We start from the raw sequence: 23291 nt of genomic DNA on the forward strand, positions 1-23291 counted from the left end.
TTTTATAAGCAAGATTTATTCCTAAAAGTTAATCTCTTTGGCTGTTTTTGCTTTTTGTAAGATAAAACTAGCAAACTCATCACTAAAATTTGGGCACCAAACAACCTTGTAGAAGCTAAAATTTAGCTCTTTTGCGATCTTTGCATACTCAATAACTAGCTCAAAAATGGTCTCAGAGTTATCTATACAAAAAGAGAGTGGATAGACAAGAGCCTTTTTACTCTTGCACTTTGCCAAAATTTCATTTAGTGATGGCTCTAGCCATTTTACAGGGCCAAGACGCGACTGGTAGGCTAAATTTATCTCTTTGAAGTTTAGTCCACTATCTTTTATCATTTTGCTTAAAATTTGCACATGCTCATTTATATGTTTTTCGTAGACATCACCTTTATCGATAATTTTTTGAGGCAACGAATGAGCCGAAAAGATAAGCTCCATATCGCTTATATCTATATTATTTATAGCTTCATTTATGTGCGAGATTATGATTTTATTATAAATTTCATCATCATAAAATGGCCCGCAAAGCAAAATTTTAGCCTTTACCTCTAGCTCATCTTTTGCTTTTTTAAAATCATCTAAACTCGAAGTTATCGTAGTTTGTGAATGATGAGGATAAAGTGGCAAAAGCACTATCTCATCAAAATTTTCGTATTTTTTAAGCACATCTTTTGCAAATGGTGAAGTATAGTTCATCGCAAAATCAACTGCATCAAACTCATTTTGTAAGCCTAAAATTTTATCGCAAAGCTTAGCTGTAAGCTCGCAAATAGGCGATTTGCCACCTATTTGTTCGTAGTTATGCTTAGCCGTTTTTAGCCTACCTTTTGTGATCATAAAAGCTACAAATTTTCTTAAAAATTTATTCTTTATACCTAAAATATAAGGGTCATTAAACATATTTTTTAGAAAAATTTCTACATCAGCAAGGCTATTTGCCCCACCCATATTTAAAAGCAAAAGTGCCTTTTTCATCAAAACAACTCCTTAATTTTTATCGCATCATCAATGCTTGAAAGCTCGCTACTTTCGCCGCTTTGACAAAGATCATAAAAGGCATCATATTGGGCTTTTATTTCATTGTTTAAAGGATCGGTTTTTAAATTCATCTGACCATTTTCATTTACTCTGTGAAGTTTGTAATCAATAAGATCGCCAAAATAAACACCTTCTTTGGCATTTACTTCTATTTTAAAACGCTCTAAAGAGCCACAAAAAGAATCAGTAATACTCACCAAAATTTGATTTTTCATTTTAATGTTAATTCCAACATTGTCGCATATTTTGGTATTTGTTTTATTTGCCTGAGTATAAAAAAAGCTGCAAATTTCACTATCTACTAAATTTTTCGCAAGGTCTATATCACAAAGCGAAAGCTCATTTATAATATTTCCCTCACAAAGTGGTCTAAAATGTGCAATTGAAATGCTATAAATTTCTTCTTCTTTTAAAAGTGCCTTTTTTAATGAAACGATGGTCGGATTAAAGCGCTCATCAACGCCGGTGCAAACTCTTACTTTATTTACCACTGAAGCATATTTTATCTCTTTTAGCTCGCTTACACTTTTAAATATCGGCCTTGAAATCAAGATATTTTGGCAATATTTTGCACACTGACAAAAGGCCTCTACTATCTCATGTTGAGGCAGACAAAGTACGACAGCTTGCGGCTGGGCTACTTCTATAAATTTCTTAAACTCATCAAAAAACGGAGCTCTGCAAGCATCATCTCTATTTTCTTTATCAAAAACTCCACAAACTTCAAATTTGTCAGAACGCCTCAGCTCTATATAGTGCCGCTTGCCAACTAGATTGTATCCAACAATGCCAATTTTGAGTTTCACTAAAGACCTTTTAGTTATAAATTTTTAGGCTATTTTAATTGCAAATCGCTTTTAAACAAATAAATTTATAAAATATATTAAGCAAAAATTAATTTTGTATTTTTTTATAAATTTACAAACGATTTTTAGCTAAAATCGAGCAAAATTTAAAACTAACGAGGATAAAAATGCAAAATTTAGATATAAGAAAGGCATATCTTGATTTTTTTAAATCAAAAGGTCACGAAGTCGTAGCTTCTGCGCCACTCGTGCCAAACGATGCAACACTACTTTTCACAAACGCTGGCATGGTGCCATTTAAGAGCATTTTCACAGGCGAAGTGCCACGCCCAACACCACCTATCCGCACTAGCTGTCAGACCTGCATAAGAGCTGGCGGCAAGCACAACGACCTAGATAACGTCGGCTACACAGCGCGCCACCACACATTTTTTGAAATGCTTGGAAATTTTAGCTTTGGCGAATACTTCAAAAAAGAGGCGATCGCTTACGCTTGGGAATTTGTTACAGAGGTGTTAAAACTACCAAAAGATAAGCTTTATGTGACCGTTCACGAAAGTGATGATGAAGCATTTGAAATTTGGAGCACTCACATCGCAAAAGAGAGAATTTACCGCTTTGGCGACCATGATAACTTCTGGCAAATGGGCGATACTGGACCATGCGGCCCTTGCAGTGAAATTTTTTACGATCAAGGCGCTGAACACTTTAACACACCTGAAGACTACATGGGTGGCGATGGCGATAGATTTTTAGAGATCTGGAACCTTGTTTTCATGCAGTATGAAAGAAGTGCGGACGGCAAGCTAAGCCCACTACCAAAGCCAAGTATCGATACAGGTATGGGACTTGAGCGTGTTACAGCTATCTTGCAGGGTAAATTTAGCAACTACGATAGCTCACTTTTTATGCCACTCATCAACGAAGTAGCAAAGCTTTGTGGCAAGCCATACGTCTATGAAAGTGGCGCTAGCTACCGCGTCATAAGCGATCATATCCGCTCGGTTACATTTTTGCTAGCTCAGGGTACGACATTTGACAAAGAAGGCCGTGGCTACGTGCTTCGCCGTATCTTACGCCGTGCGATCCGCCATGGATACTTGCTAGGTATAAAAGAGCCATTTATGTATAAGCTTGTCGATAAAGTTTGCGAGCTTATGGGCGAGCACTACACCTATCTAAATGAGAAAAAAGCGGCTGTAAAAGAGCAGATCAGGCTTGAAGAAGAGAGATTTTTAGCGACTATCGCAAGCGGTTTAGAGCTATTTGAGAGCGAGCTTAAAAATACAAAAGAAATTTTTAGCGGGGAGGCTGCGTTTAAGCTCTATGACACATTTGGCTTCCCACTTGATCTAACGGCTGATATGCTTAGAGAAAAGGGCTTAAAGGTCGATGAGGCAAGGTTTGATGAGCTTATGAGCGAACAAAAAGCACGCGCAAAAGCTGCTTGGAAAGGCAGTGGCGACAAGAGCGCAAAGGGCGATTTTAAAGAGCTACTTGAAAAATTTGGCGAGAATAAATTTATAGGTTACGAAGAGCTTAAGAGCAAAAGCAAAATTTTAGCCCTACTTGATGAAGAATTTAAAAATGTAGATAGTCTAGACGCTGGCAAAGAGGGCTGGGTGATGTTTGATGTCACTCCGTTTTACGCTCAAAGCGGCGGTCAATGCGGCGATAGCGGTAAGGTAGTAGGCAAAGCAGATGTACTTGATACTGAGAAATTTCATGGGCTAAATTTATCTTTAGTGAAAACTAGCATGGCAATAAAAGTTGGCGACGAAGTTGAGCTTGAAGTGGGCAGTGATAGAGCCCAGACTGCGCGACATCACAGCGCCACACACTTGCTTCACGCAGCCCTTAGAAGCGTGCTTGGCACACACATCGCTCAAGCTGGCTCAAGTGTCGAGGCAGATAGGCTAAGATTTGACTTCTCTCATCCAAAGGCGCTTACTAGCGAAGAAATTTCAAAGGTCGAAAACCTTGTAAATGAGTGGATCTTAAACGGCGCTAACTCAAAAACAGAGCTTATGAAGCTTGAAGATGCTAAAAATAGCGGAGCTATCGCACTATTTAATGAAAAATACGCTGATGATGTGAGAGTCGTTAGCTTTGGCAATGTCAGCAAAGAGCTTTGTGGTGGTACACACGTTAAAAATATAGATGAGATCGGATCGTTTTTCATCACAAAAGAGAGTGGCGTAAGTGCTGGCGTTAGGCGTATCGAGGCTATTTGCTCAAGAGCTGCGCTAAATTTAGCAAAATCATTTAGAGCCGAGATTGATGAGCTAAAAGATGAGCTAAAAAGCACCGAGCCACTAAATGCGGTCAAAAAGCTAAAAAATGAACTAAGAGTTTTAAAAGATAAACTAAAAAATGCTAAAAATTCTCATGAGCTAGTCTATTTAGACATAAATAAAACCAAGCTTTGCGTCACAAGCGTAGATGGTGGAGATATAAAAACTTTGATAGATGAGTTTAAAAATGAGTATGAAAGTGCTGCTATTTTGCTAATCCAAGCCGATGAGAGTGGCAAAATTTCTCTTGCAGCTGGCGTTAAAAATGCTCCTTTAAAAGCTGGTGCTTGGGTAAAATTTGCAGCACAAATTCTAGGCGGCAATGGCGGTGGCAAAGATGACTTTGCAACAGCCGGTGGCAAAGATGCATCAATGATAGAAGATGCGATAAAAGACTCACTTGAGTACGCAAGGCAAGCCTTAGAAAAATGAGTCATTACGATATAGCTTTTATAAAATTTGACCAAGTAGTACTATTTTTGCATGTATGCTTTGTAGCTCTTTTTGTGGGGCTACAAGCCGGTCTTATACTTGTTGGAAGCTACTTTATAAAAAATAAATTTGAAGACAAGGAACGCTATCACATCTTACTTCATATTATAAGACGCTTTGGCATTGCGATTTTCATACTAATCCTTTGCGTGATAGCGACAAGTGTGGTTATAATTTTTGGATTTTATGATGCAAATTTGACAAATCCTATGGCAAGTGCAATGGTGGCAACAAAATGCGCAATAGAACTATTTTTGCTATTAAATTTAAGCTATATATTTTATAGATACAAAAAGGCCTTAAAAGCACTAAGATCGCATGAAATGATCGAGCTAAACGAGAGTTTGATCGTTATAATTTATTACTTCACACCGCTAAATTTATTAGCTTCTCTAGCAGCTATTTATCTTGGTATAAGCTATAAGGTATTTTTATGATAACACTTGCTTCAAGCTCGCAAACAAGGGCAAATTTATTAAAAGATGCTGGTATAAATTTCACTCAAATTTCTTTCCAGTTTGACGAGAGCAAGATAGAAAAAAATGTAAAGCCTGAAATTTATGTCCAAAATGTCGTAAAAGCTAAAAAAGAACAATTTTTAAAAGAAAACATGGGTCTTAAAAATTTGCTCTTTGCAGATAGCTGTGTGGCGTGTGGGGATAAAATTTTAGGTAAAGCAAAGGACGAAAAAGAAGCGATTGCCATGCTAAATTTACAAAGTGGCAACGAATGCAGCGTCTATACAGCGATGATATTTTTAGGCGAATTTGAGCTTATAAACGTAAGTAAAACTACGTATAAATTTAAAAAATTTGACGAGTATGACCTTAATGAATACATAAAAAATAATGAGTGGCAAGGCAAGGCTGGAGCCATGACGATAGAAAATTTTAATAAAAAATATATCATCTCCCAACACGGCGAAACCAGCACAGCCATGGGACTAAATTTAAAAATATTAAAGGCATTTTTATGAAATATATCCTGGCATTTATCTTTATAGTTGCCATTTCGCTTGGCGGAGCATTTTTATATTTTTACTCACAAGTTAGATTTGATGCTTACGCTATTATTGATTATAAACCAAAGCTTACAACGCAAATTTTTGATAGAAACAACGAACTCATCGCGAATATCTTTGAAGAAAATAGAATTTACGTAAAATATAACGACATCCCACCACGTGTCATCGAAGCACTCGTGGCTATCGAGGATACGAGCTACTTTGAGCATGGTGGCATAAACGTAGAAGCCATGGCAAGAGCTGCCATAAAAGATATTAAAGCTAGAAAGCTGGTCGAGGGTGCTTCAACACTAACACAACAGCTCATTAAAAATTTGGCTCTAAGCCGTGAGAAGAAATTTACAAGAAAGATAAAAGAAATTGTGCTTGCCATGAAGCTTGAAAGCGAGCTTAGCAAAGAAGATATCATCGAAAGATACCTAAATCACGTCTATTTTGGACATGGTTACTACGGCATAAAAACAGCAGCTGAGGGATATTTTAGAAAAGAGCTAAATGAGCTAAGCATAAAAGAGGTTGCCATGCTAGTTGGCTTGCCAAAGGCTCCAAGCACTTATGATCCTACAAAGCACCTTGACCTATCACTTAGCCGTGCAAATAGAGTACTTGAGAGAATGTATAGCATCGGCTGGATAAACGAAGACGAGTACCGCAAGGGCGTGCTTGAAGAGCCAGCGGTCTTTGACGATACACTCACAAGAAATAAAGCCCCTTATGTAGTCGATGAGATAATAAAAGAGGCTTCAAAGAAATTTGACGATATAAAAACTGGTGGCTATAAGATACAAAGTACAGTTGATCTAAACGTGCAAAAGATCGCGCAAAACGCCCTAGTCTATGGCTACAATGAAATTTTAAAAAGAGATAAAAAGGCAAATCCAGAGATGCTAAATGGCGCTATCGTCGTCACTCATCCACAAAGTGGTCAAATTTTGGCACTGATTGGCGGTATTGACTACACAAAAAGCAGCTATAACCGTGCCACTCAAAGCAAGCGCCAGCCAGGATCTAGTTTTAAGCCATTTATCTATCAAATAGCACTTGATAGCGGATACTCAGTCGTTTCTCAAGTAGCTGATATCGCCAGGACATTTGACATGGGAAATGGTAAAGAGTGGACGCCAAAGAATTATAGTGGTGGCTTCCAAGGATATATCACTATAAAATCAGCAATAACCCAGTCACGCAACCTCGCAACCATAAATTTGCTAAACGATCTTGGTCTTAGCTCGGTTCGTAAACAGCTTACAGATATGGGCTTTAACGATATTCCTGAAAATTTATCTATCGCACTTGGAAGTTTTGGGATTTCGCCACTTGATTTTGCAAAATTTTACTCGATGTTCCCAAATGAGGGTGAGATGGTTGAGCCAACACTTATTAAGCATATAGAAAATAGCTTTGGTGCGTCGATGGACTATGAGCCACAAAAGAAGCAGGTGCTAAAACCTGAGCAGGCATTTTTGATGACGACACTTCTTCAAAATGTCGTAAATAACGGCACTGGACGCAACGCTAAAATAAACGGCATCCAAATAGCAGGCAAAACCGGCACAACAAATAATAACATCGATGCTTGGTTTTGTGGTTACTCACCTGATATCGAAGCGATAATATGGTACGGAAATGACGACAACAGCCCTATGAAAAAGATTGAAGGCGGTGGTAGAACAGCCGCACCTGTGTTTAAGAAATTTATGGAAGGCTATATTAAACTTTATCCTACTTTAAGACGTGCATTTGAGCAGCCAGATGGTGTTTATAAAGGCTATTATGGTGGCAGTGACGAATACTACACAAATGACTCACCGCTACCTCAAAATATACCGGCAAATGACATCATACAAGATCAAGAAAACGATGGATTATTATTTTAGGAAGATAAGATGAGGATTAAAATTTTACTTTGTTTGGTAGTTGCAAGTATTGCATATGGCGCTAATCTAAATACAGCCAGCAAAAACGAGTTAATGGAACTTGGGCTAAGCAAGGGCCAAGCGTTAAACATTATAAAATACAGAAAAGCCCATAAATTTAAAAGCATCGATGAGCTTGAAAGAGTCCAAGGTATTGGTTTTAACGATATGCAAAAAGTTAAAGAAAAACTTAGCATAAAAGAGAACGCAAAAGTCAAAAAAACTGAAGCAAAAAACTCCAAAGGCAAGAAAAAATAATCTTATTTTTATTTGAAATTTCTAGCCATTTGCACTTGAGTCCTATTATTATGACTTTTTATAAAATAATCCACTATTTTTCTTATATTTGTCATCGTCTTTATCTTAGTTTTTGCTAGCATTTAATGAGTTTAAATTAAGAGCAAAAATTATCTCATTTTCTATAGTTGCGATAGCTATCATATTTTCATTAACGTCTAAAATTTTTATACCATTTTTTAGAGAGCATTCGAATTTAAGAACCGCATTGCTCCCATACTATCCCATCTACTCGGCTGCAAAGCTAGTAAAATCGCTCATACAAAAACCACTACCTTTTACCTATGTAGCAGATGATGCGGTACTAGCTGATGATAAAAAGAAAATTTTAGTTTTGATAGTTGGCGAGACGCAAAGAAGCAGAAACTACTCAACAAATGGCTACGCCAAAAACGATACGAATAAATTTACTAAACAAAAAGGTGTGGTAAGTTTTACAAATTTCTACTCATGTGGAACAGCCACGGAGACTAGCGTGCCTTGCTTATTTTCAGACTTAAAGCGAGAAAATTTTAGCAACCGCGAAGCTAAAGCTCGTGAAAATTTAGTTGATATCATCAACAAACTTGGAATAAAAACATACTTTTTTGGCAACAATAGCGGCGGCTGCAAGGGCGTTTGCGACAATCTTGATCAAAATCATACTTCAGATCATCGAGCAGAAGGCTTTGACGAAGTGATATTTAATGAAGCAAAAGAGGTCATCGAAGATGCAAATTCCACCACCTTTATCGTGCTACATCTGCAAGGCTCGCACGGCCCTATCTACCACAAAGGCTACCCAAGCAAATTTAAAGAATTTACCCCAACGTGCGACACTGCCGAGCTAAATAAATGCACACCAGATGAGATAGCAAATACCTACGACAACACTATTTTATATGAGGACTATCTACAAAGTGAGCTGATAAACGCCCTTGAAGCAAGAAAAGATAAATTTGAAGTTGCCATGTTCTTTTTTTCAGATCATGGAGAGAGCCTAGGCGAAAATGGTATATATTTACATGGTCTACCTTACTCCATCGCTCCAGATGAGCAAAAACACATCCCAGCCATCGTCTTTTCAAGCGATAGTGAGCTTTTAAAAAGGCTAAAAACCAGGAGAGATGAAAGCCTTTCGCATGATTTTATCTTTAGCTCAGTTCTTGGATATTTTGGGGTAAAAACTAAGGCTTATGAGCCAGAATTTGATATTTTTAGGTAGTAAATTTAAAGCCAGCCTAGGCGAGAGCCTGAAGCTGGCGTAAATTTAAAAGCTAATCTCTTTTATATCAGCTACTTTTAATATCTCACTATAAATTTGACCGATGATTGCGATGCGGTTGTTTCGCACTTTCTCGTTTTCAACGTTTATCATAACTTTGTCAAAAAACTCATCTATTTGCGGTTTTAGAGCAAATAATGCCTTTAGCCTTGGCTCATACGCTAGACTCTTATCAACTACTTTAAACGCGTCATTTAGGGATTTTTCAGCATCTATCTCAAAGAGACCCTCATCAACCTTGCTAAATTTATCATCTTTGATGATGTTTGCAAGGCGCTTAAATGTAGAGAAATTTTCCCTAAAGCTTGGTTCGCTAGAAATTTTAGCAAGTGCCTCTATCATCTTGGTTAGCTCCAAGATATCCTTTTCGCCGCTTTTTATGCACGCTTTTACGATAGAAGCGTTTGCGTCAAAGAAAGTGTAAAGCCTATCAAGGATGAAATTTATAAGCACTTCAACATCAAATTTCTTATAATCTTTTGCGATATCTTCTAAAATTTCTTTTACGTTAAATTTCAAATTATGTGCCAAAACGATCTTTATCACGCCGTTTGCCGCGCGTCTTAGAGCGTAAGGATCTTTCGTGCCACTTGGGATTTTGCCAATGCTAAAGAGCCCCATTAGCGTATCAAGCTTATTTGAAAGCGCTACAACCGAGCTAAATACCTTACTTGGGCACTGCGCCTCCTCACCGTCTGGCAAATACTGCTCTTTTATAGCTAAAACGACGTCTTTATCCTCGTTTTTAGCCTTTGCATAGTAAGCGCCCATGATGCCTTGAAGCTCGGTAAACTCATAAACCATCTGAGTTGTAAGATCAGCCTTGCTTAACATCACGGCTCGCTCAAGCTTGGCTCCATACTCGCCAGCTTCTTTTTTGAGTAGCTCGTCATAGTTGCTAGCAAGCTTTTTAGCCACTTCTAGCTCTCTAAGCTCTTTTTCGTAGATACTTCCAAGCTCTTTTAGATAAGTTATATTTTTTAGTTTTTCTGGGCCAAATTCGTGCGCTAGGTCACTTTGCCAAAAGAACATCGCGTCACTTAGTCTTGCTCTTAGCACCTTTTCGTTGCCCTTGATGATGAGCAAATAGTCCTGCGTTATGGCGTTACTAACGACTACAAAGCCATTTGCGAGCTTATTATCTTTAAAGACTGGGAAGTAGCGCTGATTTTCTTTCATGGAAGTAATGATGACCTCGCTTGGCACCTCCAAAAATTCCTCTTCAAATGAGCCAAGAAGTGCTGTCGGATACTCGGTGATCGCCACGACTTCAGCCAACAAGTCTTTATCGATCTCGATCTTTAGCCCGCCTTTTTGGCTAATTTTTTCAAACTCATCAAGAATTATTTTTTCTCTCTCACCTGCTTCAAGCACGACACCACGCTTCTTTGAGCCTTCAAAATACTCTTTTATATTTGAAATTTTTATCTTATCATAGCTAATACTTCTGTGCGGATAGGTTGAATCGCCGCTCTCTACGCCAAATTTATTAAATTTTATGGCCTCATCACCAAGCAAACACAAAAACGATCTTATCGGGCGGATAAACTCAAACTCGCCGTTGCCCCAGCGCATAGACTTGCCAAAGTTAAGACTCTTTAAAAACTCCTCAACCATCTCGCCCATTATCTTAGCAACCGGCTCGCCTTTTACCTCTTTTTCGTAGTAAAGCACCTCTTTGCCGTCTATCTCTTTAAATTTAAGCTCACTATCATCTATGCCGCATTTGTTTGCAAAGCTAAGCGCAGCCTTTGTGAAAGCTCCGTCTTTTAGCGCTACTTGCTTTGGCGCACCGATAAAGCTAGCCACGCTATCAGGCTGAGATTGTGGAAATTTCTCATGAAAAAAGACCAAGCGACGCGGCGTATAATAAAATTTAAACTCACTTGTGATGTTATATTTTTCAAGAACAGCCTGCCATTTAGCATTGATATTTGGCAGCTCCCTTAAAAACGGTATCGCTGGAAGCTCCTCAACTCCAATTTCTAATAATAACTCTTTCATATTTCACTCTTTTTATTAAAATTTTCTCTTTTTTCTCTTACCATTTTTCTTGCTCTCTCCTTCTCCTGTGACTGCAAAATGACGCCTCTTATCATAAAAATAAGAAATAAAACAAACGCCGTAATCATAAAAATATCTAAAATTTGCACTCTCTACTCCACAGCGATTTGGTTTGCTCTCTTGTAAATTTTAACTCTCGCGTTTTCAAAACTATACTCGCCATCTTTTAGCTTTTTCTTACTATAAACCCTGATCTTACCGTATGGTGTATGCAGGTAGCCTCTCTCTAGTCTGCCCGAAATTTTAGCAAAGACATCGCCACTTCTAGCTTCACTTAGTTGCGATGCATCTAGTAAATTTTCACTAATATCTTTTGTGCCATGCTCATTTATGATCTCATAAGAGCTGACTTCAAGCGCATCTTTATAAATTTTCATTCGCCTTACTAAAATATCTAGCTCTTCGCCTACAGTAACGCTATTTTTAGGATCATAGACATAAATTCCGCGGTGATTTTTCGAGATAATAAAGCCATGCTTATCTTTTAAGATAACAACCGCTTTTTCAATCACGACTGGCACTGCCTCTGGGTGATCAAAAAGCGTACCCACATCAGCAGTCTTATAGCTTTGCTCGCTTGTTTTTTTATTAGCTTTATTTTCATCTTTTTTAAAAATTTTACTTACAAAGCCTTTTTTCACTGGGCTTGGATCAGTTGAAATTTTAAACTTTAATGCAAAGTGATCCGAGTAAAGGTCGCTCTTTGCAAAGCCTTTTTCATCGACTGCAAAGCTTGGTTTAAAGACTTCAAAACTACCACTAACATAGCTTAGATCGCCATTTTCCATAAAACTAGGCGAAAGCAAAACATGATCGATCGCTCTTTTTTTGCCATGCACTGCGTGAGAATATCTATCTTTTGGCTCAAGCTCTTTATAAAGATCATAAAAATTTCTCGTTGCAATGATGTCGTTTAGGATAGACTTTTGTCCAAAGGGCGAGTTAAAATCACCCAAAATAATCACGTTTTTCTCTTTACCCAGAGCCGTTCTTAACGTTTTTTCAGTCTTTTTTTGCATATTTATGCCATTTTTATAAGTTGGAAAGTGATTTACAAATATGCTAAATTTCTTACCTTCCGTCTCAAAAACAACCTTTAAAATATTTCTCGTCTTTACGTTTGAAACTTTAAAAATTTCACTACCACTTGGCTGTAACTTTGAAATAAGCCCAAGCCCAACAGGCGAGTTTTTCTCCTTTGTAAAGCTTATAAATTTATACTCGCTACCACTTACTAGAGCTTTTAAAACTTGCTCATTTTCGATCTCTTGAAGTGCGATAATGTCAGTATTTAGTGCATTTATGACTTGTCTTGTTCTTTGTAATTTTGAATCAGCAGCCTCGCAGTTCCACTTTGATACGCTTACTTTAAAATCAAAATACTCGCTACCATCATCTTTGCAATCAAATAAATTTTGCACATTATAAGTTGCGATGCTAATTTCACTCGAAAATGCCGCTAAAATGGTAAAAACCAAAGCAAAAACTACTCTCAAATCTCACTCCTAAAGTCAAATTCAGCGATATTTTGCCTGATCGCCTCATAAGCGATAATGCCAGCACTCATAGCTAAATTTAAGCTCCTGCCCTCTTTTCCCATTGGTATGGTTATGGCATTTTTAAAATTTATATCCATAAATTCTCTTGGCAGCCCAGTACTCTCTCCACCAAAAAATATAAAATCTCCTGGCTTAAACCTAACCTCGTAGTAAAGCCTATTTGTCTTTGTGGTAGCGAAGAAAAATCTATCCTTGTGGCTTAAGTTCGCTTCTAAAAATTCTTCCAAACTATCCCAAATTTTTGGATTTAAAATTTTCCAGTAGTCAAGCCCTGCTCGTCTAACAGCCTTTTCACTCAGATCAAAGACCGTTGGCTTAACGATATGTAGCTTTAAATTTGCATTAACGCACATTCTACCGATAGCTCCAGTATTTTGCGGTATCTGAGGATGAACTAAGACTATGTTAAACATAAGCTTTCTTTGCCTTAAAAAGTGTTATACACTAGCCTATTTTAGCCAAAATGGGCTTTTAAGAGTTTTAAAATTTAAGGATTTAAAATTTTTGCTCATTAAGATATTTTGAGATCGCAAGCTCTTCTTTGCGTTTTATCTCTTTTGCGATCTCTTCGTTTTTAAAACCAGCTGATAAAATTTCTGCCACATCGACTTTTGCGTCAAATTTTGCCTCATAAATTCCAAGCTTCTTGGCACGCTCTATTCGCTCTTTATTATAAGCTCCAAACCATGATTTTATAGGCATATTTAGAGCAATTTGCATTAGCTCTTTATCGCTTGGCATGTCCTTAAAATAAGGCTCTTTTAAGATAGAGAAGTAGCTTTTTGGCAGACGCATTTTCTCTAAAATTTCCTTTGCGTCAAGCTCAAATTTGCCAAACAAAAGATACAAAAATAATCTCTCATCATCCACAAATTCTCTAGCACTCTTAAGATCACTTAAAAACTCATCATCCATAGAAATTTGCATACCAAAAATTTCTTTAAAAAGTCCAAGCTCAAAAAGATAGTAAGCTCCTTTTTCAAGATGCTTTGCGCGAAAAAATTTAATAAGCTCAGTATTTATCCTATCTCTGCTTAAAAACTCTAAACTAAGGCTTTTCATAAGAGCTAGCGTCTCATCAGCTATGCTAAAATCAAGCCTCGCGCTAAACTGCACGCCACGAAGTACCCTTAGCGGATCTTCTTTAAATTTTTCACTATCAATGTGCCTTAATATCTTGTTTGCTAGATCTTGCTTCCCACCGTAAAAGTCTAAAATTTCTCCATTAAAGATATTCATCATCATGGCATTTATCGTAAAATCTCGCCTAAGGCTCGCCATTTTGGGATCGTTAATATAGCTTACTGCAAAGTCTTTGTGTGAATTTCCAGTTTTGCTCTCGCTTCTTGGAAGCCCAATGTCGTAGTTTTTGTATTTGTAGATAAAGTAGCTTTTGCCAACTCCGCTAGCGCCTATGCTAGCCATTAGCTCATTAAATTTAGTAGGCTCAATGTCATAAGCTTCGATGTCATAATCATAAATTTCTCGCCCCAAGAACGCATCTCTCACGCAGCCACCCACGAGATAGACACGTGAAGTAAATGGAGCAAATAGCGATCTAAAAAAGTCTAGCTCGCTATTTTTATAAATTTCATTTTTGATTTTTATCTCATTTTTTAAGCCATCTAATGGCTTATTTTGAGAGATTTTGGAGTCTATTTTCGATATTTGCAAGGGTAAATTCTAAAAATTTTGTCGTTAGCTCAAGCCTTGAAGCAAGATTTTGTTCACTAGTTTGTTTAAGCCCTTCAAAAAGCACTTCTATGCGCTCAGCAAGGTTTGCTAAGAAAATTTTTTCTTCGCTCACCTCTCTATTTTTTATTGGACTTACTGGCTCCTCTTTTACCTCAAACACTTGCTCATTTTGTAAATTTGTCTCAACTTTTAGCTCGTTATTTAGTGCATTTTCATTAGACTCTATAGCCAAAAGCTCTTTTTTTAGATTCTCACGCTCGAGCTCTTCTTGCTTCTTACTTTGCAATGCTTCTATTTTTTCAAGCTCAGCGCTAACCTCACTGATTGCCATTCTAGCGATATCATCAAGCTTCATAATCTTATCAACCACCTTTTAAATTCATTTATCTCTTCATCACTTTTCATCGCTATAAAAAACTCTTTCATCTGCTCGTTTTTTATCGCTCGCTCTTTACGAAGTCCGCTCAGGCGGTTTATCGCGCTAAGGGCATCTTTGTTTGACGGATCTTGCTTTAAGATATTTTTATAAATTTCAAGTGCATCATCTTTTAGCCCCTGAGCTTCGTAAATCAGTGCTTCAGTGATTGTGTTTTTCATTTTTTGATAAATCCTGCAATAACATCGCCTATCTCGCTAGTTGAGCAAATTTCAACCGCATTAAAAGCAGCGATATCTTTTGTTCTATAACCTTTTGCAAGTGCCTCTTTCACAGCATTTTCTATCGTATCTGCGGCTTCATTTTCACTAAATGCGTATCTTAGCATCATCGCTGCACTTAAAATTGTTGCGATTGGATTTGCTATGCCCTGCCCTGCGATGTCTGGTGCTGAGCCATGTATTGGCTCATAAATTCCCACTTTACCGCCCATACTAGCGCTTGGCAAAAGTCCTATCGAGCCACAGACCATACTCGCTTCGTCACTTAAGATGTCGCCAAATAAATTTTCAGTAAGGATGACGTCAAAATTTGCTGGCGCTCTTACTAACTGCATCGCCGCATTATCCACATACATAAAGCTAAGCTCTACTTCAGGGTAATTTTTAGCCACCTCGCTAGTCACCTCGCGCCAAAACTGGCTTGTCTCAAGCACATTTGCCTTATCGACCATGCAGACCTTTTTCTTGCGAAGCATTGCTGTTTCAAAAGCAATCTTTGCTATGCGCTCGATCTCAAATTTAGAATAAATCATCGTATTAAACGCTCTATCTTCGCCTTTTTCACGTGGCTGCCCAAAATAAAGTCCGCCTGTTAGCTCACGAACCACGACAAAATCAACGCCTCTTAAAACCTCTGGCTTTAGCGTGCTAGCATCTACTAGCTCATCAAAAACGATGGCTGGGCGTAAATTCGCATAAGCTTCAAGCTCTTTTCTAATCTTTAAAAGCCCACTCTCTGGCCTTAGGTGTCTTGGCAAACTATCCCATTTCTCGCCGCCGATCGCTCCAAAAAGCACAGCATCAGAGTTTAGAGCAGAACTAAGCGTCTCATCTGGCAAAGGCACGCCAAATACATCATAAGCTGCACCACCCATAAGCTTGTAGTCGTACTCAAATTTTATCCCAAACTCAGCGCTAACAACATCTAAAATTTTTATCGCCTCGTCGATGATCTCAGGACCGATGCCATCGCCTTTTATAACACAAATTTTATATTCTCTCATTATTTAATCCAACTTTACTTTTGCATACTCTATAAGTCCGCCGGCGTTTAGAAGCTCTTGCATAAACGGCGGTATAGGGCTAAATTTATACTCTTTGCCGCTGGTTAGATTTACGATCGTGCCGTTATCTACGTCTATTTTTAGCTCATCGCCCTCGTTTATCTCGTCCGTTTCTTTGATCTCAAGTATTAAAAGCCCCGTATTAAAGCTATTTCTATAAAAAATTCTCGCATAGCTTTTAGCTATCACCGCGCCTATACCGGCAGCTTTAAGCGCGATAGGAGCGTGCTCGCGAGAGCTACCGCAGCCGAAATTTTCTCCCGCTACGATAATGTCGCCCTTATCTATCTTGGAGCTAAAATTAGGATCGGCGTCCTCCATTATATGTTTTGCTAAGATATTTTCGTCGGAAGTATTTAAGTATCTGGCGGCGATAATTATATCGGTATCGATATTGTCGCCGAATTTCCAAACTTTATTCATCGTTTCGCCTTTTTTAAATTTTCGAGATTTTAGCCAAAAGTAGCTAAATAATTCATCAAACGGCGAATAAAATTTGCGGCCCAAACGGCTAAAGGGCAAGGCAAAGGGCGCTAAAACGCCCTTTTTATCTTTTTAAATTTAAAGAGCACCTACCCAAGAATTTACACGCAGGGCAAAAACCCGTAACGCCGACGATAATCGGGATTAACCCGATTAACGCCCAGTAGCTCTCATAAAAATACCAAACCGCTACCGTAAAAATCAGCCCCAGTACAACCCTAATAATTCTACTTTTCACGCTTACCATAATATTTTTACCTTTTCTTAAAAATTTTATAAAGCGGGCAGTAGCCGTAATATCCCGTTAAAAGCGGAATTAGCCCGACCGTCCACAACCAGCAATCGCAAATAAATCCGAAAATAAAAAACCAAATCGCCGCTATAATCAAACGTATAGTTTTATCTAAAACGCTCATTTTATCTCCTTTAAGCCAAAGCTTTTAGCATTCCGTTCATAACCATAGGTTTAAATCCGTAAATTTTAACCAGCCAACTCATATAGCTCTCCCTGGTAGCGCCGAAGCACTCTAGCGTCGGAGCCGTTCCCTCCCAGTCAAACTCTACCATTATGGCCTTGCCGTATTTGGTGATAAAAGGGCAAGCCGTATATCCTGTAAATTTCTCGCTAGGTTCTCGTCCTTTTATCGTATCGGCTAAATTTTTAGCTAAGATCGGATACATTTTCCTAATGCTAGCCCCCGTTTTGCCGGCCGCAAATCCGCAAATATCACCGATGCCGAATATATTTTTAAATTTTGTACTTTGCAGGCTGTATTTATCGACGGCTAAAAAATTTAGCTTGTCGCCCTCTTTGGTTAGGCCGGCGCGAGCTAAAATTTCGCTTCCTTTTTGCTTAGGCGGCAGGTGAAGCCAGTCGTATTTTACGTCGATTAGCTCGGATGCGATTTTATCTTCGCCGTTTTGCCTATACGCCGTCCAAAACTCGAAAGTAGCGGTACTTGAGCTTTTATCGACGGCTACGATTTGGTGGCGAAGATTAAATTTTATCTTTCTTTTTATCATTATTTGAGTCATCGCCGCGGCATAAGTCGGATCGCCGAAAAGCTTGCCGCCGCCGACGTAAAGATTAACGCTGCCTTTATCGCGGTTGCCGGCCAACCTCAGCCTATCTTCGCTCATGCAAGTTACTTTTTTATTTGCGCCGCTGCATTTCATCGGGGTTTTTTGATCGCAAAATACAGCCGCGCCGCCGTTTTGAGAGAATTTTTTCATCAGCTCGTTGCTCTTTACGGCGCCTTGTAGAGTGTAGACGGAAGATATATTGCCGCTCGTATCGTTAATATCCTCTAAGCTTAGCCCCTTAACGGCTTCAAAATCGTATTCCACGCCGCTTGCTACGATTAGATAATCATACCCTAGTTCGCTCCCGTCATCTAAGACGAGCAGATTGGCTTCGGGCTTTATCTCCGATACGTTTTTGCGTATCCACTCGGTTCCTTGCGGGATATAATCCGCTTTTTCGTAAACGACGTCGCTAGCTTCGTAAATTCCGACGGCGATTAGCGTAAAGCCCGGCTGGTAGTAAAATTTCTCGTCTTTATCCACGAGAATTACCTTGGCGTTAGGCATATCTCTTCTAAGTTTAGCCGCCAACGCGATACCGCTAAGTCCCGCGCCCATTATGACGATTTTAGAATTTATATCGTCGTTTTCGCCGCCCGTTGCCGAGCAACCGCTCATACTCGCGGCTAGTCCAGCGGCCCCCATTAGCTTTAAAGCGTCTCTTCTTTGCAGTCCTTTCATAAATTCTCCTTTCAAACGAGTTTATGAAATGCTACTTAAAAAAGGCCGCCCTCTCCGTAACAAAGTTACCTTAAAACGAGAATTTTAAGAAACTAGCCTTATTTCGCCACGGCTTTGCGTTATTTGCCCGCTTCTCTCAAGCTCTTTAAGCACCCTAGATACCGCTTCTCTAGCGCTTCCTAGATGATTCGCCAGCTCTTCGTGCGTTATTTTTATAAAATTTTCGTTTAGGTTTTCGATGCTTTGGGATAAAAAATTCATAATCCGCGCCGAAAGCGGCGAAAACAAAGCCTGTTCCATAACGTTTATGGTTCTAGCAAACCGATCGGCTACGATTTTTAGAGTAAAATTTAAAATGCTCGGATATTTTTCTTTAAGAGGTTTGTAAATCCGCGCCGGAATAACGATAATCTCGCTGTCTTGCTCGATTTCGACGCTTACTTTATTTTCTAACGAATTTATAGAACACGTATCGCACAGCACGCAACTCTCGTCTTTAGTTAGCCTAAATATCGTTATTTCCTTTGCGCTAGACGACACGAACGCCCTTAAAACGCCTTTTAGTATAAGGATAAATCCGAAGCAATCGTTTCCGGAGTAAAATATATCGCCCTTTTTTACGGTTTTTAGATACGCGTTAGTAAAGATCGCATTTAGATCCTCGCTTGCTAGATTGAAATTATTCGTAAATCTCTCGCGCAAAATTTCTTTTAACTCTTCGCTTAGCATTTTGTCCTTTCGTGACTTCGTTACAAAAATTTAGCCTTATTATAGGTAATATTGCATAAAAATTTAATACGAAAAGAAAAACAATGCACGACGTTAAGCAAAACGACTCGCAAAGCAAAATAAAATCGCTTCCGATTATGCTTTTTGCCGGTACTATGGGGCTTGGAGGGCTTTGCGCGGCTTACAAGAAATTAAGCGAGATATTTGATTTACCAAGCGAGATATTCTCGGCGCTTAGAGCGTTAGACTGCACGGTATTTTGCCTGCTTTCGGCGTTTTACTTCTTTAAGCTTTTAAAATTTAAAGAAGAGGTAAAGGCCGAATTTTCGCACCCTATAAGGATAAATTTTTTCGGCGGGTTTATCATCTCGCTTTTTCTTTTAGCTCTAGCCTACAAAGACGCGCCGCTACTATACTACTCGCTTTTTTACGCGGCTTTAGGCTTACAAACGATTTTTACTCTTTACGTAATTTCTTTTTGGATTGACGAAAAATTCGATATCGCGACGCTAAATCCGGCATGGTTTATCCCCGTAGTGGGCAACTTGTTAATTCCGATCATAGCCGAAAAATCTCAAGCGATCTGGTATTATTTTAGTTTGGGGCTATTTTTCTGGATTATTTTATTCGCCGTTATATTTTATAGGTTAGTTTTTTGCGATAAGTTAGCCGACAAATTCGTCCCGACGCTAGTCATTACACTAGCGCCGCCGGCTATTGCGTTTTTGGGATACGTAAAATTAACCGAGCAATTCGACGCTTTTGCGGCGATACTTCTTAATATAAACGTATTTTTCGCCGCGCTTATACTTTTTTCGTATAAAAGATTTATTAAACTCAAATTCGCCCTATCGTGGTGGGCTTTTACTTTCCCGACGGCCGCTAGCTCCATAGCGTTTTTAAAAGCTTACGAAGTTACGCAAAGCGATTTTTATTTAGTTTTAGGCGTCGGCGCTTTTGCGGCTCTAGTTGCTTCGATTTTGATAGTCGGATTTTTAACGGCTAAATCTATAATAAACGGCGAAATTTTTTCGGAAAAATAGCCTTATCGCTCAAAAATTTACTTTAGTAGTATTCGTAGCTGATTTCTAGCTTTTTATATAGGCCGATTTCCGTTATGTCGCCGTTTTCGTAGTATTTGTCCGCTGGCTTAAATTTGACCGAGGTTTTACGCGTCAAATTTCCCCGCTCGTCCCTGCTTATGTCTTTAAACTGCAAGATTTGCCAGATTTTTGCCTCGGAGCCGAAGTAATTTACCGACGTATACTCCATCTCGTCGCCGTTTGCGGCGTAGTAATAAACCCATTTTGAGCCCGGGGCTTGCGTGATTTTTTCGTATTCGCCGTTTGGCTTGCGCTCGAAGCTTATTTCTATGCCGTGGCCCGGCTCCATATTATTTTCTATCCGCGTTAAAACGCCCTTTTCGTCGTAGACGTAGCTATCGTCCGTCACTAGCGTCCCGCCCGAATACGCCGCCCGAGCGATCATTTTGCCGTCCTTGCCGTAGGTAATTTTCTCCGTGCGGGGGTAAAATTTATCCTCCACATGCTGCTCTTTGGCCATTGCGACTAAATTTTCGCCGTCAAATTCGTATTCGTAGAGATAAACGGCGCTATCTTGATATTTTTTGCGTATTAGCCCGTCTTTGCCATACTCAAACAAAACCGAGCTGTTTGGCGCGCCGTTTATATGCTCGGTTTCTTGCAGTATATAGCCGTTTTCGTTAAACTCCGTCCGCTTTACGCGCGTATTTTCTAGCGTCCCAGAGCCGTCTATAGAGTATTCGTACTCAGTAGCCGTCATGCTCTTAACCTCGCCTTTTAGCTCTCTTTTGCTCCAATCGCTTTCTGGTAAAACAGCCGAGTTTAGATAGCAAACCGCCGATGCCGCCGCTAAAATAGTTTTTAAAATTTTCATTTTTATCCTTTTTCAAATCACGCAAATCCTAGATTAGTTTAGGCTAAATTTCGCCTAATTTAGCCTAAAAGGCGGCAATACCGGTAAAATCCTAGCTTTTACGAGTTTAAATCCGCGCCTGAAACTGACTTAAATTTTTAAGCAAGTCTGAGGCGAATTTTCATTTCGGCAGTTTATTAACTTAAGCTTCGTTTGCCTTTTTTAAAATTTCTCTCATCTCTTCTTCGCTAAGCGGCTCAACCAGTATATTTGCGGCATCTATGAAGCGATATTTTTCTTTTGGTAAATTTGCCATAAAGGCATTGTATTCGCATTCGCCGAACACGTGCGCGTCCCTATCGTCTACGCCGACTACTAGCGTAAGTATCCAGCGCGAGACCTTGCGCTCTCCTAGAACTTCTTGCGCCTGCCACGACGGAGAAGGGGCGTAAGGCAAGATAGTCGGCAAATTTTCGCTAAGCGTATACGCGCCAAAAATTTCATTCCCGTTTTTATCTTCGTATAAATTCTCTCTTGCGCTATAAGCGTTAAGATACTGCACCTGCCTCATCATCTCATCAAATTTAGCCGCAGGGCTAGTACTTGCAAAAATTTCATCTATCATAACCGCGTCAAACGCCACGTCGCGCTCCACGCCATAGATATAGAGCGTTTGATTTTTCTCTCTTGCGTCTTTTAACGCTTCAAGTCCCCACATTATGTCGGCTTCATAATCAAATTTTAAAATTTGCTCTTCATCGTAAATTTCCTCGTTGTCGCACTCTATTGGTGAGCCGGTTTTGGCTGAGAGCTTTGAGAGTAGCTCAAGCGCGATCTGCCAGTCTCCAACGCCGCTTGGAGTGCAGACTCGAACGATATATTTTCCATCTTCATAGTTTAGTTCAAAGCCACGAGCGCTCTTTTGCCGTACGCCTGATATCATCACGTTTTCGTTTAGCGAAAGCTCGCTCGGCTCGTCGTTTTGACCATTAAAAAAGCAAAATCCCTCTATAACCTCTGAAATTTCACGCTCACTTAGCGCCTTTTCATATCCGCCCAAAAGCTTCTTTTTATTTTTCACCTTAAATGTTACGCTCATAAATTCTCTTTCGCCTACTCTAAAACGTCATCACTTGATCACACTGCCTAACCCACTCGGACAAGATATCCATGCTGCCTTTCACCTCAGCCTCGAAATAAGGCTCTCCCGCATGCAAACCGCACCTCGTTTGGCAGCTACCGCAAACCTTTAACATAGCGCCGCTAGCGTAAAGCTCTTTTAACATCGCTACTAGATCTACGTCATAGTTTTCCGGCTTTTTGGTGCTATTTCGCGCAAGGTCGACCGCATCGTTCATTAGAAAAATTCTAACCTCTTCGCCTTTTTCTTTTAGCGTTTTAGCTAGCCTTAATGCGTTGTAAGCATTGTCGGTACCGTTGTATGGTTGATTTGTAAGTATAAATAGAAATTTTTTCATCTTTTTCTCCTTTTGCCAAAAATGTAGTGCAAACCGAGCAAATTTTAGCCAAGCTATATAAAAAGAGGCTAAATTTATCTAAAAAGTAAAAGTACGCCGATCGTGCAGACGATGAGGGCGGTGAAAATTTCAAGTAGCCTTAGGTGCGTTTGTAAAAATTTCTTTAGCATAGCTCCGCCGAGTGCGTAGATATTTAGCGAGCAAAACTCGATGAAAACGAGCGTTGCCGTGATCAAGCACATACGAGCGAGACTAAAGGGATCGTCTTTGTCCAAAAATGTAGGCAGTAAAGCCGAGAAAAATATCCATGCCTTTGGATTTGTGACGCAAACGATGAGGCCGTTTATAAACATCTGCTTTTTGCTTGGTAAATTTGAGACGTTTGTTATGCTAAGCTCGCCCTTGCCAAAAAGAAGCATCGCGCCAAGATAGAGCATATAAAGCCCTGCGATGATGTTTAGCGCCTTAAATGCGTACTCAAAATGATGAAGCACCGCGCCCACGCCAAGCATACAGCAAAACGCCACGAAAGCAAGCGAAAGAAGCTGTCCGGTCATCATAATAAACGAGTGCTTATAGCCAAAGCTCATACCGATACTCATCGCATAGGTCATGTTGATGCCTGGCATTAGCGAGATGGGAGCAAGCATGGCAAAAAAGAGTAAGAAGTCCATAAAAAGCCTTAAAATTTAGCTAACAAATATAAAAATTTAAGCTATAAATCAGATCCAGCGATCAAATTTATAGCTTAAATTTAAAAGGCGGACTAAA

At 39.3% G+C, this 23291-nt stretch carries 25 protein-coding genes; 7 read left to right on the plus strand and 18 right to left on the minus strand.

The features are described from left to right. Window positions 1-21: 21 nt before the first annotated feature. Window positions 22-975: a ferrochelatase gene (gene hemH / locus B9N62_RS00130; RefSeq protein WP_087583847.1), complete on the minus strand. Its 954-nt coding sequence runs from the start codon at window positions 973-975 to the stop codon at window positions 22-24. Continuing rightward, window positions 975-1844 (minus strand): Gfo/Idh/MocA family protein, encoded by an 870-nt coding sequence (locus B9N62_RS00135; RefSeq protein ID WP_087583848.1) that lies wholly within the window; start codon window positions 1842-1844, stop codon window positions 975-977. The genes hemH and B9N62_RS00135 overlap by 1 nt, the downstream gene beginning before the upstream one ends. A 167-nt stretch (window positions 1845-2011) precedes the next feature. Between B9N62_RS00135 and alaS the strand changes: the two genes are divergently transcribed. From alaS to B9N62_RS00165, 6 genes are all read left to right on the plus strand, one after another. Then, window positions 2012-4570 carry an alanine--tRNA ligase gene (alaS, locus tag B9N62_RS00140; protein WP_087583849.1) on the plus strand — a complete coding sequence of 853 codons (2559 nt, stop codon included), beginning with the start codon at window positions 2012-2014 and terminating at the stop codon, window positions 4568-4570. After that, complete coding sequence (locus B9N62_RS00145; protein ID WP_087583850.1) at window positions 4567-5067, plus strand: 3-isopropylmalate dehydratase; 501 nt, start codon at window positions 4567-4569, stop codon at window positions 5065-5067. Before alaS ends, B9N62_RS00145 begins: the two co-directional genes overlap by 4 nt. Beyond that, a complete protein-coding gene (gene maf / locus B9N62_RS00150) occupies window positions 5064-5606 on the plus strand; it encodes a septum formation inhibitor Maf (protein WP_087583851.1) in 543 nt (180 codons plus the stop codon). The genes B9N62_RS00145 and maf overlap by 4 nt, the downstream gene beginning before the upstream one ends. Then, window positions 5603-7531 carry a transglycosylase domain-containing protein gene (locus B9N62_RS00155; protein WP_087583852.1) on the plus strand — a complete coding sequence of 643 codons (1929 nt, stop codon included), beginning with the start codon at window positions 5603-5605 and terminating at the stop codon, window positions 7529-7531. The genes maf and B9N62_RS00155 overlap by 4 nt, the downstream gene beginning before the upstream one ends. A 9-nt stretch (window positions 7532-7540) precedes the next feature. Then, entirely contained in the window at window positions 7541-7828 is a 288-nt protein-coding gene (locus B9N62_RS00160) for a ComEA family DNA-binding protein (RefSeq protein ID WP_087578948.1), read from the plus strand. A gap of 112 nt (window positions 7829-7940) precedes the next feature. Beyond that, window positions 7941-9071 (plus strand): phosphoethanolamine transferase, encoded by a 1131-nt coding sequence (locus B9N62_RS00165; protein ID WP_257640154.1) that lies wholly within the window; start codon window positions 7941-7943, stop codon window positions 9069-9071. Between the two features lie 45 nt (window positions 9072-9116). On the opposite strand, the gene glyS is transcribed toward B9N62_RS00165, so the two are convergent. From glyS to B9N62_RS00225, 12 genes are all read right to left on the minus strand, one after another. Then, the gene (gene glyS, locus B9N62_RS00170; protein WP_087583853.1) at window positions 9117-11135 is read right to left on the minus strand and encodes a glycine--tRNA ligase subunit beta; all 2019 of its coding nucleotides are present in this window, start codon (window positions 11133-11135) and stop codon (window positions 9117-9119) included. Between the two features lie 152 nt (window positions 11136-11287). Continuing rightward, window positions 11288-12691 (minus strand): endonuclease/exonuclease/phosphatase family protein, encoded by a 1404-nt coding sequence (locus B9N62_RS00175; RefSeq protein WP_087583854.1) that lies wholly within the window; start codon window positions 12689-12691, stop codon window positions 11288-11290. After that, the gene (locus tag B9N62_RS00180) at window positions 12688-13167 is read right to left on the minus strand and encodes a tRNA (cytidine(34)-2'-O)-methyltransferase (RefSeq protein WP_087583855.1); all 480 of its coding nucleotides are present in this window, start codon (window positions 13165-13167) and stop codon (window positions 12688-12690) included. Before B9N62_RS00180 ends, B9N62_RS00175 begins: the two co-directional genes overlap by 4 nt. Window positions 13168-13249: 82 nt before the next feature. Continuing rightward, window positions 13250-14428 carry a CCA tRNA nucleotidyltransferase gene (locus B9N62_RS00185; protein WP_087583856.1) on the minus strand — a complete coding sequence of 393 codons (1179 nt, stop codon included), beginning with the start codon at window positions 14426-14428 and terminating at the stop codon, window positions 13250-13252. Beyond that, window positions 14388-14804 (minus strand): CiaD-like domain-containing protein, encoded by a 417-nt coding sequence (locus B9N62_RS00190; RefSeq protein ID WP_054196872.1) that lies wholly within the window; start codon window positions 14802-14804, stop codon window positions 14388-14390. The genes B9N62_RS00185 and B9N62_RS00190 overlap by 41 nt, the downstream gene beginning before the upstream one ends. Continuing rightward, the gene (locus B9N62_RS00195) at window positions 14801-15046 is read right to left on the minus strand and encodes a hypothetical protein (protein ID WP_021091490.1); all 246 of its coding nucleotides are present in this window, start codon (window positions 15044-15046) and stop codon (window positions 14801-14803) included. The genes B9N62_RS00190 and B9N62_RS00195 overlap by 4 nt, the downstream gene beginning before the upstream one ends. Beyond that, entirely contained in the window at window positions 15043-16110 is a 1068-nt protein-coding gene (gene leuB / locus B9N62_RS00200) for a 3-isopropylmalate dehydrogenase (RefSeq protein WP_087583857.1), read from the minus strand. Before leuB ends, B9N62_RS00195 begins: the two co-directional genes overlap by 4 nt. 3 nt (window positions 16111-16113) lie before the next feature. Further along, on the minus strand, window positions 16114-16593 hold the full coding sequence (locus B9N62_RS00205; protein WP_087584035.1) for a 3-isopropylmalate dehydratase small subunit: 480 nt from the start codon (window positions 16591-16593) through the stop codon (window positions 16114-16116). Window positions 16594-16717: 124 nt separating this feature from the next. Further along, complete coding sequence (locus tag B9N62_RS00210) at window positions 16718-16900, minus strand: YgaP family membrane protein (RefSeq protein WP_087583858.1); 183 nt, start codon at window positions 16898-16900, stop codon at window positions 16718-16720. 7 nt (window positions 16901-16907) lie between these two features. Next, complete coding sequence (locus B9N62_RS00215) at window positions 16908-17069, minus strand: YgaP family membrane protein (RefSeq protein ID WP_021091464.1); 162 nt, start codon at window positions 17067-17069, stop codon at window positions 16908-16910. A gap of 10 nt (window positions 17070-17079) precedes the next feature. Continuing rightward, window positions 17080-18417 (minus strand): NAD(P)/FAD-dependent oxidoreductase, encoded by a 1338-nt coding sequence (locus tag B9N62_RS00220; protein WP_087583859.1) that lies wholly within the window; start codon window positions 18415-18417, stop codon window positions 17080-17082. Window positions 18418-18501: 84 nt separating this feature from the next. Then, window positions 18502-19146 (minus strand): Crp/Fnr family transcriptional regulator, encoded by a 645-nt coding sequence (locus tag B9N62_RS00225; protein ID WP_087583860.1) that lies wholly within the window; start codon window positions 19144-19146, stop codon window positions 18502-18504. Between the two features lie 83 nt (window positions 19147-19229). Between B9N62_RS00225 and B9N62_RS00230 the strand changes: the two genes are divergently transcribed. Next, window positions 19230-20189, plus strand: a complete 960-nt coding sequence (locus B9N62_RS00230; protein ID WP_087583861.1) for an SLAC1 anion channel family protein — start codon at window positions 19230-19232, stop codon at window positions 20187-20189. Window positions 20190-20211: 22 nt separating this feature from the next. On the opposite strand, the gene B9N62_RS00235 is transcribed toward B9N62_RS00230, so the two are convergent. From B9N62_RS00235 to B9N62_RS00250, 4 genes are all read right to left on the minus strand, one after another. Beyond that, window positions 20212-21063 (minus strand): hypothetical protein, encoded by an 852-nt coding sequence (locus B9N62_RS00235; RefSeq protein WP_087583862.1) that lies wholly within the window; start codon window positions 21061-21063, stop codon window positions 20212-20214. Between the two features lie 181 nt (window positions 21064-21244). Further along, window positions 21245-22141 (minus strand): DUF4299 family protein, encoded by an 897-nt coding sequence (locus tag B9N62_RS00240; protein ID WP_087583863.1) that lies wholly within the window; start codon window positions 22139-22141, stop codon window positions 21245-21247. A 19-nt stretch (window positions 22142-22160) separates the two neighbouring features. Beyond that, window positions 22161-22520 carry a DsrE/DsrF/TusD sulfur relay family protein gene (locus tag B9N62_RS00245; RefSeq protein ID WP_085658300.1) on the minus strand — a complete coding sequence of 120 codons (360 nt, stop codon included), beginning with the start codon at window positions 22518-22520 and terminating at the stop codon, window positions 22161-22163. A 74-nt stretch (window positions 22521-22594) separates the two neighbouring features. Beyond that, on the minus strand, window positions 22595-23194 hold the full coding sequence (locus tag B9N62_RS00250) for a LysE family translocator (protein WP_087583864.1): 600 nt from the start codon (window positions 23192-23194) through the stop codon (window positions 22595-22597). Between the last annotated feature and the right edge of the window lie 97 nt (window positions 23195-23291).

The sequence above is a fragment of the Campylobacter concisus genome, assembly GCF_002165785.1.
Classification (GTDB): Bacteria; Campylobacterota; Campylobacteria; order Campylobacterales; family Campylobacteraceae; genus Campylobacter_A; species Campylobacter_A concisus_W.